Annotated in this window: 9 protein-coding genes; all 9 read right to left on the bottom strand. The window is 47.0% G+C overall.

The features are described 5' to 3' along the window. Window positions 1–108: 108 nt before the first annotated feature. Complete coding sequence (locus BCT27_RS01120) at window positions 109–357, bottom strand: hypothetical protein (protein ID WP_102394784.1); 249 nt, start codon at window positions 355–357, stop codon at window positions 109–111. A gap of 345 nt (window positions 358–702) precedes the next feature. Beyond that, on the bottom strand, window positions 703–1,659 hold the full coding sequence (locus tag BCT27_RS01115) for an AEC family transporter (RefSeq protein WP_017007923.1): 957 nt from the start codon (window positions 1,657–1,659) through the stop codon (window positions 703–705). Between the two features lie 230 nt (window positions 1,660–1,889). Next, the gene (locus tag BCT27_RS01110; protein ID WP_102258886.1) at window positions 1,890–2,843 is read right to left on the bottom strand and encodes an Hpt domain-containing protein; all 954 of its coding nucleotides are present in this window, start codon (window positions 2,841–2,843) and stop codon (window positions 1,890–1,892) included. A 64-nt stretch (window positions 2,844–2,907) separates the two neighbouring features. After that, a complete protein-coding gene (locus BCT27_RS01105) occupies window positions 2,908–4,683 on the bottom strand; it encodes a chemotaxis protein CheA (protein WP_102394783.1) in 1,776 nt (591 codons plus the stop codon). Next, complete coding sequence (locus BCT27_RS01100) at window positions 4,683–6,416, bottom strand: chemotaxis protein CheB (protein ID WP_102394782.1); 1,734 nt, start codon at window positions 6,414–6,416, stop codon at window positions 4,683–4,685. Before BCT27_RS01100 ends, BCT27_RS01105 begins: the two co-directional genes overlap by 1 nt. Continuing rightward, entirely contained in the window at window positions 6,409–7,314 is a 906-nt protein-coding gene (locus BCT27_RS01095; protein ID WP_422386133.1) for a CheR family methyltransferase, read from the bottom strand. Before BCT27_RS01095 ends, BCT27_RS01100 begins: the two co-directional genes overlap by 8 nt. 9 nt (window positions 7,315–7,323) lie before the next feature. Continuing rightward, a complete protein-coding gene (locus tag BCT27_RS01090; RefSeq protein ID WP_102394781.1) occupies window positions 7,324–9,486 on the bottom strand; it encodes a CHASE3 domain-containing protein in 2,163 nt (720 codons plus the stop codon). A 3-nt stretch (window positions 9,487–9,489) separates the two neighbouring features. Then, window positions 9,490–10,059 (bottom strand): chemotaxis protein CheW, encoded by a 570-nt coding sequence (locus tag BCT27_RS01085; RefSeq protein ID WP_102258889.1) that lies wholly within the window; start codon window positions 10,057–10,059, stop codon window positions 9,490–9,492. A 97-nt stretch (window positions 10,060–10,156) separates the two neighbouring features. Beyond that, a complete protein-coding gene (locus BCT27_RS01080; protein WP_102316177.1) occupies window positions 10,157–10,711 on the bottom strand; it encodes a response regulator transcription factor in 555 nt (184 codons plus the stop codon). Window positions 10,712–10,729 lie beyond the last annotated feature (18 nt).

Genomic DNA, 10,729 nt, shown 5'->3' with positions numbered 1-10,729 from the left:
ATATAACGCCAAGCTAAGCGGCAAATTTGTAGTGGATTGTTTTTACGCTAGCGTAGCGAAGAGCGCAAAAACGAGCCACGGAAAATTTGTCCTTGCTTGAGCGCCTTGTTATGTGAGCCCCTTTAACTTTTCAAGAAGCTCAGTTAATACCTTTATGCCCATAGTTTTTTCTACGAGCTCGTTCATTTCACCATCTAGAAACTCTTGCCATGAAACCGACTTGCTGCCAGAGCTATGCGCGTAACGACCATAAGCAGACAACACTGTTTCGTTGTCCAGAATTTGGGTCAAGTAAAGCTCTTTATCTGGCTCGTCAATTTTCCACTCGCATAGTGGAATCGGTCGCTTGTATGCCATTTCAAATATTCACATAACAGTGTATTCAACCCCAAAATGGGGTGATTAAACACACCATTCTGTCCAATAATAACAATACGTCCAAATCACACCTTACTAACACACTAACTTTAATGCATTTTTATAAATTGGTTTGTTGGCGTTTGGGGAAATACCCCAAAACGGTGTGCGTCGGTATTATGCACCATCGACATAGTAGCTGGATGTATCAACAGTAAAAATAGAGGAGTAATTGTAGGGAAAAAGTAGAAGGTACATTGTCCACGGTGACTCCAAAGAGTTATCACTTGCTCGAACAACTTCTGATTCAAGTCATCATAGGCCAAGCTCTCTACTCACCTCGCGCTATATCAATCCATATGCTTTGAGAATGATAATGCCAACCGTGCATGTCACTGCGGAAAGCACGGTGGTGAAAGCAATGATGTTGGCAGCAAGCACAGCATTCCCGCCCATTGAGCGCACCATGACATAACTGGCAGCGGCAACAGGAGAGGCATTCATGAAGAACAAGATACCTAATTCTATACCTCTAAACCCAACCAAATACGCACCCATGGTGATAAGTAGCGGCGCAACGATGAGTTTATAGCTGCCAGCAAACCACGAAGGTCCTTTCTCTTTCTTCATCAAACTAAAATTTAGGGATGCGCCCGTACATAAGAGCGCGAGAGGAAGCGTCATTTTCGCCAAGTAATTGCCCGCATCAACCACCACGTTTGGTACCGGAATCGACAGCATGTAAAACACCATGCCTGAAAGAATCGAAATAATGAGAGGGTTTTTGGTCAGGGTTCGAAACATCAGTTTCGCCGTTTGCGCGCCAGATGCAGCCCCTTTGGGGGAAAGGCAGATAACCGCTTGGACGTTATAAATGAACGTCGTTACCGCCACGTATAACGCCGCTAACGCGACCCCTTGCGAACCGTAGGCATTGGCGACGAAAGCGATACCAATAATGCCCGTGTTAGCGCGGTAACTCCCTTGAATAATCACGCCTTGGTTGGGTGAGTCTTTGAAGATCAATTTAACGGAGATGTACGCGAAGATAAAAAACAGAATGCTGGCGATGCCGCCGAAATTAACAAATCCACTGGCAGCTGAAAAGTCATGTTCAGAGACAACAATGCTCAAGAACAACATGGTTGGTAAAGTGACTTGAAAGACGAGTTTTGAACCGACGTCGATGAAGTTGTCGTTAATTAAGCCAATACGCTTAAACACCACCCCAAGCACCAGCATCAAGCAAATGGGGCCTGTAATAGACAACGAGAATTGAAGTTGTTGTAAAACGTCTCCCATGAACATACCTGTAATGAAAGAAAAGCGAGCTTTGTATCATCATACAGTGAAATCACAGCCTGTTCTCGGGATGCTGTTCAACAGTATGGATTTTTGTTTGCTCCTTAACTGTCTTTGTCAGCATCGTGAGGAGCGTACTGAAACGCGTTACTTCATTGTCGTAAACAGGTCTCAATCATCAGTCGGTCGACTGATCAGTTGCGGAATAGAGAGAGAGGACCAACGATGCGTTAAAATAGGTCCTGCACGTCTTCAAGGTTCACTTCAAACCCTCTGTTTTCCATGTCCTCGTTGAAGCGCTTAATGTCACCCAGTGTTTTGAGGTATTTCTCTCTCGATTCAGGGCGCGTCCAATAGTGCTCTTCTGAACCGGATGAAATCATCTCGTTTCTCAAATTGCTGAGCACATCCAACACCTTCAAGTTGATCGCGGCAAGCGCGGCAAAATCTGCGTTGTTGATCTTGTGGAGGAAGCGTTTAAAAAAGGTGAGCAAATCTTCAGATTCATGAATCAAGTTTTCTGTCAGCAATGCACCCGCCGTTCTCGCCGTGCCTTTTAGGGAATGGTAATCAGTGAAAAACTGATTCAACAATTCTTCGGGATCGGCTTCGTTCTTATCACTGCCTAGCGCTTCGATAGCCAAAATCACTAACTCAAGTTCGATCTCTTTCTCTTCAGAGAAAAGGTCAATATAGTCGGAGAAATCATTGGACTGTATGAGGGAGAAGTCAGGGTCGAAATGCACGTTTGGCGCAGTTTCTTCTGCTTCACTTTCATTGAGATCTAACAGCGTGTTCTCGGAAAACAGCGCAAAATCATTGTTATTTTCTGCACGATAGACGTGATATTGCTTGAGTATTGGTAGCAACACGTGTGGCTCTACCAAGCCTTTTTCAACCAGCAAACGTCCCAATGTTGATCTGCGCTTTCCCACCTCTTCGTTAATGACGTCGAAGAAGTCGTTACGCCAAATATCTAATCGAATACACGCTGAACACAGATCGAGGTGCTCGTCGTTTTGCAGCGACACGATGGACAGAAATTGTTCCGGCGTGATCAAGGCTTTTTCATAGAGGATATCCAAACTGTTCGGAGTTTGACGAATTTGCTCGACCATCACATCTGCCAAGTCTTTCGGCGAAATGATATCGAAATCCAACAAAAAACTGCCTAAGAGTTTCATCCTAACCACCTGTTCCTGATGATGTTATTCATACTATAAAGAAAGAACACGAGACCAAACACTGTTAGTGATAGGCCTGCGCAAACTGAATGACTTTCTTCAGATTGATCACCAAAGCCAAATCCCCATTACCCAGTACTGCTGCGCCAGCAAACACATCTTTCCCGTTCATTGAACGATCTAGCGGCTTAATCACGATATCTAAGAATGCGCGAACATGATCGACAGGCAGCCCCCATTGCTGCCCACGATGCGTAAACACGATCACGCTGTGTCGCGTACCTTGTTGATAGGTTCGACGAAAAGCGTGCTGTTCTGCCAACTCACCCAGATATTCATGAGGCTCAACCAAGGGGATCACGTTGTTGTTTTGAAAAAGAAGTGCATGCCCGCTATCGAACCTGACGCTTGAATTGTCTTCTTGGTTGCTAATGGCAACAATGTTCGCGATATCCGATGAGGGGATCGCATACGTCACATCCCCAATATCAAACAAGGCCACTTTCAACGTCGCCATGGTGAGTGGGAAAATCAGTGCGATTTCAGTGCCGACACCTTTCTCGGAATGAATATCAATGGTGCCCTTGATGTCTTCCACTTTACGTTTCACCGCATCCATTCCTACGCCTCGACCAGAGAGCGCGCTCACCTGTTCTGAGGTCGATAAACCAGGATGGAAGATCAGCTCCAATATTTCTTTATCCGTGAGTTGATGCCTATTTTCAAGCGAGACTAATCCATTCGACACAGCCTTGCTCAGTACTTTTTCTCTGTCGATGCCTTTCCCATCATCACAAATATTAATAACAACCTTCCCGGCTTCGTTGTAGGCATGGATCAGAAGCCTTCCCACCATGGATTTGCCAGAAACGGCACGCGCTTCTTGGGTTTCGAAGCCGTGGTCTAACGCGTTTCGAACAAGGTGTGTCAGCGGTTCATTAATGGCATCAATGACATTGCTGTCGAGTTCGATGTTTTCGCCAATGATTTCTACATCGACTTTCTTATCAAGCTCTTTTGAAAGATCCCGAACGATGCGACGGTATTTACTCAGCAGATTGCCAATGGGACGCATCTGCGTTTTCAGTAGATCATTGAGCATGCCATCAGACACGGTCTTTAATTTGTTCGAGAGTTCTGTCAGTGCGAGGCTCTCTTGCTTCTCTGCAAAGTCAGCCAGGGTATTTCTGATCTGCACTAATTCTTCGGAGTAACTCATGAGATGTTCAAGCAGGTGCGACTTAACGCGGGTCGTTGGCTCAAATTTTGTCTGCGCCTCTGCGTCTTTGGTTTCTTTCACGCGTTTTTGGGTCAGCATTTGCGTGTGAGTGCTTGAGTCGCTACTTTCCCCATTGCCCTGAATCAACGAGCTAAGGTAATCAAGCTCACTCGACACGTCATCATCAAAAACGGGGGCGTCTTCCATTAACGTTACGTCAATGCCCAGTGCATCTAATGCATAAATGGCTAGCGCACTTAACTCGTTCGTCATGTTCTCACGGCGTTCGGCAATGTCTGCTTCGCCGTCGTCCCCGCCAGCAAATAGCGCGGTTTCAGCGCGTGCCACTTCAATGATGCCATCCAACAACGCCAGCACATTTTCATCCGCGTCTTTTGATTCAACGCCCAAGAAATCCAGTAACGACACCGTTTGTTGAATCAAAAAATCAAGTTCGCTAAAGTGCGGGTCATCCTTAGCAACGTATGACAGTTTGTGGCTGAGGCATGAAAAGTCTTGCTTAAGATGGCTGAGAGCAATGGGGAGCGACAGCAAATTTGCCACGCCCGACAAATCGTTAGCCACTTCACTCACGAGGGAATGCAAATCAGATTGAGACATTAACGCACCTCCTTACTGAGTACATCCCGACTACCGCGAGACAACTCGGGGACAGGTGTCAGGTACGCATCAAGGATAGCCTGTGCCATGTCTTGAATAGACACCGTTTTGCAAACCGCGCCTAACTCGTTCGCAACACGCCCCATGCCGTACACCACGCAGCTCTTTTCATCTTGTACCAAGGTAAATGCGCCCTGTTCTTTTAAGCGGCGAAGCCCTTTTGCGCCGTCACACCCCATCCCGGTTAGCAAGGCAGCGACAATATGCCATCCCTGAATTTTGGCGGCGGAATTGAACAGGTAGTCCACGGAAGGTCGAAAGCTATTGATGGGCGGATCTTGCGTGGTACGGACAACCACTTTGTCATCAGTCAACTGAACCAGCTTAATGTGATGGTTACCGGGCGAAAAATACACATGAGATCGTTCTAATATCTCCCCATCCACGGCTTCTTTGACGGTCAACCGACTTTTGGCGTTCAACCGTTGCACCAACGCTAAGGAATACTCTTCGGGAATATGCTGTGCAATGCAAATGGGCGGCATATTGCTTGGAAATTGCGTTAGCAGCACATCGAGTGCATCGACGCCGCCTGTGGAGGAGCCCACGAGCACAACACCATCAAGTACGTCCTTCCCATCAAGTACTCCTTCATGCTTGCCCTCTTTGCACTTGTTCTCTATAGACGTGTCTGCGTGAAATTTTTCGCCACTGAACTGAACTGCAGAGTGGGTAGACATGTCAGGGTTTGAACCCTGAGCATGCCGAGAAAGTGGTGCAGACAGCGTGTTGAGGCGAATAGACAACGTGTTAAGGCGAATCGCTGAGGCGACCACCTTAGAAAGGTGCTGATGCGTCGACACAAGAATTCGATGTCCCACCGTTTGAGCCAAGGCACGATATTGTCCATCGAGCAATGGCGTTACGTTGTCCGCCACCACCACCGTCGGTAACGGATGTTGTTCATCGGCTAACCCTAGTGAGGTTGGCGCTAACGATGCAGGAAGCGATGGTTCTGAAAAAGACGACGCTGAAAGAAACATGGCAGAAGAGAGGTATTGAGCATCAACGATCAGTGCGTGTGGTGCTTGATGGAAAATATAACGCCCGACACTCTCCAAGTCTGGCAACACATGAATATGAATGCTGGGATCGTTGCCGAATGCTTTTTCGATCGTGGTAGTAAACACCTGACGAGCAGAGACGACATACACCCAACAAGGTGAATATTCTTGCACCGAACGCCGGTTTTCAGCCTCATGGGGAGCGTCATCAACAAACCGAAAATCAACATCGCCAATTTTTGGATTGAATCGAATCTGTCTACCGGAGTTGCCCCCGACGGAGAGTCCAACAATGGGGATGCCAAAGTGCGCGAGCGTCTCCAAAGCCACCTGCACATTGCGATCGCCGATTTGTTGAGATTGCATGTATTCGCCATCATGGACTTGGCCGCCACCAATCACCCAAGCTCTCAGGTTTTCAGGGTTTGAAGAGGTATGTTTGAATTTTTTTAGCAAATTAGGGATAGCACAGGAACCATAATCATTGGCATGCTCACCCAAGGCGATAGCCTCTGGCATAAGAGGCAGACGATAGTGACACATTCCCCCGCTCTGTTTCTCTTGATCCCAAATGCACACGGCCACACACGTCCCCACCACAGCATGCAGCCAGATCGATTCACGAAACACGAAGTGGAATTCCCCCGATCGAACCTGCACATCATTCATCAACGGATCTCCCTGATTTGGGCTTCCGATAGACAGAGACATCAACCAACTCCAAGCCAACATCCATGTGCTGCAATGATTCCGTTAGCCCAACAAAGAAAAGGCCACCCGGTTGCAATTGGCTAACTAACGCACGAACCACTTTTTCGCCCGTGCTAGGAGGGAAATAGAACAACACATTGCGCAGGAAAATATAGTGAAATTGAATGCCGAATTTCTCCGGATAGTGAATGAGGTTATGCTGCCTAAACTTGATATTACGCTTCAGCTGTTCCGCCAGCGTAAACGTGTTCCCATTGCGTTTTTCACGTTCAATAAACTGATATTGAAACAGCGTTGGAATATCTTCTCTTTGCTCATCGGCGTATTCCGCACGGGCACACATATCAAGACGCTGAGTATCGACGTCGGTTGCCAGAATGCGATAGTCAAAATGGGGCTGTTCACTTTTTACGGCTTCGCATTGCATCGCTAAAGAGAAGGCTTCTTCCCCACTGGAACATGCTGCTGACCAAATGAAGGTTTTTTCGGTTCGCGGCTGAGTGAGAATGTCATGTTTCAGCACATTGAAGTGGCGTTGTTCGCGAAAAAATGAGGTTTTGTTTGTTGTGACAACATTGGTAAAGGCACCCAGTTCGCTGCCATCGTCTTGCTGTAACACCTGCATGTATTGGCGGAATGAACGCAACTGAAGTGTGCTCAAGCGCTTATATAAACGCATTTCCAACATACTACGTTTTTCGTTTTCCAGCTTTATACCAACATGCTGTGAGATCAACGCCGAGAAATACTCGAATTCCTGTTGGGTCATCTCTTCCATGTTGCCGGCAGAAAGCGGCTCGACAAAAGAAGGCGTCGTGTGATCATGACTGTCGGAATGCATCATACGCGCCCCCATAGCAACACGTTAAAGCCGATTCCAAGCGGCCTGATTATCGTTGCCTTCTTTTTCTTTCGGCACGTCAGGGGCCAAATGACTCGCGTTATCTATTTCACTGCGAATGCTTGCCAAAGATTGCACTTCATAGTGCTCTCGAAGGTCATCGCTCACCGTGTTTTCAGGTTCATCGGTTGATGGGGTGTCATGCCCCTGAAGAAAGCTATTCAGGTTGAGCACCATGCGGTTGAGATCTTCAGCTTGCTTGTTCAGTTCAGAGCTGGAACTCGACGCCTGGTCTGCAATGGACGCCGCATGTTGTGTCGCTTTATTGATTGATTCAACCGCATTACTGATTTCTTGAATGCCTCGCGCTTGTTCGTTAGAGGCATCAAATATCTTAGAGGCACCTTCAAGCACCAAATTCGATTGTTTTTTGGTTTCTTCAACAATGATCGAACCTTTCTCAACACGGCAGGTGTTCTCTTTCGCAATGCTCTCCGCTTCGCAAATACTCTTTTTCACAATGGCAGAAATGTCCGTGGCGGCTTTGCCACTCATTTGAGCGAGGTTGCCGACTTCCTGAGCCACGACGGCAAACCCACGTCCATGTTCACCAGCGCGTTCCGCTTCCACAGATGCATTAAACGAGAGCAATTTCGTTTGAAAAACGATTTCATCTATGATGGTGGTTTTAGCGCCAATTTCTCCGATGATCTTCACCAGTTCAGCAATTTTATGGTTAGACTCAGAAATCTTTTGCATAGCATCATCCAAGCCCGTCATTTTCTCACCCACTTCTTTTGACAGGTCTTTGGATTCTTCGGCGTATTGCACGTTGATACGCACCATGCCAGATATTTCTTCTGTGCTCGCCGAGGTTTCTTCAACGGAACTTGCTTGGCGATTAGATATTTGAGACAAGTTCTGTGACACGTTATCGATATTGTTCGCCACCGTCGCCACTCGCCCTGCACTCTCGGCCATCCGCTTCACGACACTGCTGAACGCCACACTCAACTCAGACAACTCCTTCGAGCTGAAAGATTTCAGACCACCGAAAATAAGTTGGAAAGGACCCATAATGGAGCGACTTAACCAAAAGGCGATGGGAATAGAAATCAGGACAGCCGCCAATACCACCAAGATCAGTGTATTCTTCTTCGACGCGATCGCTGTATCAAGTGCGGCCTGACGCTCCGTTAAAAGCGCTTCTTCATGCTCAACGAACGCGCGCATTTGATCCCTGAACGCGTCAAAGAACATCTTCCCTCTTTCTTGCGCGACCAAGTTCGAAATATCGTCCATCGTTTTCGATCCAGTAATGCGTCGACGTAATTCGATGTTTTTATCTGACACTTGCACACGCCACGCGGACACTGCCGTTCCTATATCATTAAGTCTCTGAAGTTGCGCTGGGCTGGTGTTCACTTTCGCTTTCAGATCATTGAGCAGAAAATCAATGCGATTCCGACCGTCTGTGTAAGGAATGAGATAAGCCTCTTTCCCCGTCAGCAAGTAGCCTTGCATCCCGGCTTCCATGTCTAACACGGTCTTTTCTATGGCGGTAATTTGTTCACGTATCTTGTAGGTCTGTTGCAGAGTGAGGAACGCCTCAGTGGTGCCGTCACCTTCTTGCGAATTCTCAAGGGCGGCTTCTTTTCGAACAACTTCGGCGTCCTCTTCGATGCTAAAAGCACCCAATAATGACCGTATGCGATCTAGGTAGACCCTGCCTTTGTCCTCATCCACTTCCACAGCCAAATCGTTCATGGTCTGTGCATTGCCAATATCGCGTCGGAGCGCAATGGCACTTTCTGTTACGGAGCGCTGCCAATCGCCAATCGTTGTTTCTGCCTGCTCCAATAACGCCACTTGAGGTGGGTTATCGCTGACGGACACTTTTAACGCCTTGATTAAGCTATCAAAGCGTACTTTTCCATCATTATAGGGCGCGAGAAAGGATTCGTTACCCGCAAGCAAAAAACCGCGCATGCCTGTTTCCATATCAACGGCGGCTTTCTCTATATTCAGAGCGTTATGAATAACGCGGTGTGTGTGGTCGACCCAATCGTCGGTTTCATTGAGGTGTTGAATGCTACGAACACTCAGCACACCTAACGCGACCAAAAACACGAGGCTTACCGTGTTTCCTAGTGTAATTTTTGCGCGAAGTGAGAGGTTCTCAAACATGGTTTATCCCTCGCTACTGTCTTGTTGAGGGGCTATCGCAACATGATGACCGATGATTTCTAAGTCATCAGGGTCGAGCACTTTGTGAATATCTAACAGCAACACCAAGTTATCTTTGGCTTTCGCAACACCGGTAATGTAATCGCGCTTTATGCTATGTGATATCTCCAATTCCCGTTCGATTTGCTCTTCATCAAAACCAATCACTTCATTCACATCATCAACAATGCTACCTATGGTCAATGCGTTCACATCGCTGATAACAATAGAGGTTCTTTTGGCTTCATATTCTGTTTCTTCCAGGCCCAACTTCAGCCTCAAATCAATGACTGAAATGATGCGACCGCGAAGATTAATCAGCCCCTTAAAGAAAGGCGGCACATGGGGAATGGGCGTGACTTTCACCAAGCCAATCACTTCTTTTACCGAAGAGAGAGGGATGCCATATTGCTCGTCCGCCAATGAAAAAATGAGATTTTTCTGGGCGACGCGTTTTAACGCGTTGGGATCTGATGCAGCATGGCTAGCATAATGCGGTATCCGCGAGGCTTGCTGCTCCAATACCTTACTCATTGATTGCACCTCAAATCAGAAGTTCAATGCACGCCTACACAACCATGGATCTCACGGATTAAAATAACAGGCGCATTATGTCATGTTGAGCGCGCCCTCAGACGAGCCCAATATTGACAAAGCCTTGGGAGTTCGACATTCCCTCAAATATGCTGGCGACTTTTCGACTGGATATCGGCTTTCTCATGTAACCGGATGCGCCGTAATATTCCGCCACTTTGATGGGATCAAGTCTTAGCTTTTCACATCCTGTCAAAATGGAATTGATTTTTCCTTCCACCACTTCGTTATCAATCACGCGATGTGCGATCTTATCCAACAACCCCATCTTCTCTTCAATATCAGCCTCGATTTTGCGTTTCTCTGCCTGACTGATGGAGACGATGTTTTCACTGGATATCACAAAGATATTTTTTACTTTCACATTCGCTTTCAAATACACCAACGCGGACAAACCATCCATGTTGGGCATTCTCAGGTCCGTTAAAACAAGGTCAACGTCTGGGTATCGCTCCACTAACGCAATGAGCTCTTGTCCATCTTTCGCTTGACCAAGAATTTCAAATGGCCCGAATTGGTCTTCAACCGCTGCGAGCGATTTGATGATGCTATCGCGCATATCCGCCATGTCGTCTGCAAAAATAATTTTCATGTTTACCCTTTTAATTCA

Origin of the sequence: Enterovibrio norvegicus, assembly GCF_002876705.1 — a bacterium.
GTDB classification, from domain to species: domain Bacteria; phylum Pseudomonadota; class Gammaproteobacteria; order Enterobacterales; family Vibrionaceae; genus Enterovibrio; species Enterovibrio norvegicus_B.
The sequence above is the reverse complement of the archived record's forward strand: the minus strand, read 5'-3'. Positions and strand labels throughout refer to the sequence as shown.

Coding starts and splice junctions, on each gene's coding strand:
- BCT27_RS01120 (WP_102394784.1), bottom strand. CDS start 357: ATGGCATACAAGCGACCGATTCCACTATGCGAGTGGAAAATTGACGAG.
- BCT27_RS01115 (WP_017007923.1), bottom strand. CDS start 1,659: ATGGGAGACGTTTTACAACAACTTCAATTCTCGTTGTCTATTACAGGC.
- BCT27_RS01110 (WP_102258886.1), bottom strand. CDS start 2,843: ATGAAACTCTTAGGCAGTTTTTTGTTGGATTTCGATATCATTTCGCCG.
- BCT27_RS01105 (WP_102394783.1), bottom strand. CDS start 4,683: ATGTCTCAATCTGATTTGCATTCCCTCGTGAGTGAAGTGGCTAACGAT.
- BCT27_RS01100 (WP_102394782.1), bottom strand. CDS start 6,416: ATGAATGATGTGCAGGTTCGATCGGGGGAATTCCACTTCGTGTTTCGT.
- BCT27_RS01095 (WP_422386133.1), bottom strand. CDS start 7,314: ATGGGGGCGCGTATGATGCATTCCGACAGTCATGATCACACGACGCCT.
- BCT27_RS01090 (WP_102394781.1), bottom strand. CDS start 9,486: ATGTTTGAGAACCTCTCACTTCGCGCAAAAATTACACTAGGAAACACG.
- BCT27_RS01085 (WP_102258889.1), bottom strand. CDS start 10,059: ATGAGTAAGGTATTGGAGCAGCAAGCCTCGCGGATACCGCATTATGCT.
- BCT27_RS01080 (WP_102316177.1), bottom strand. CDS start 10,711: ATGAAAATTATTTTTGCAGACGACATGGCGGATATGCGCGATAGCATC.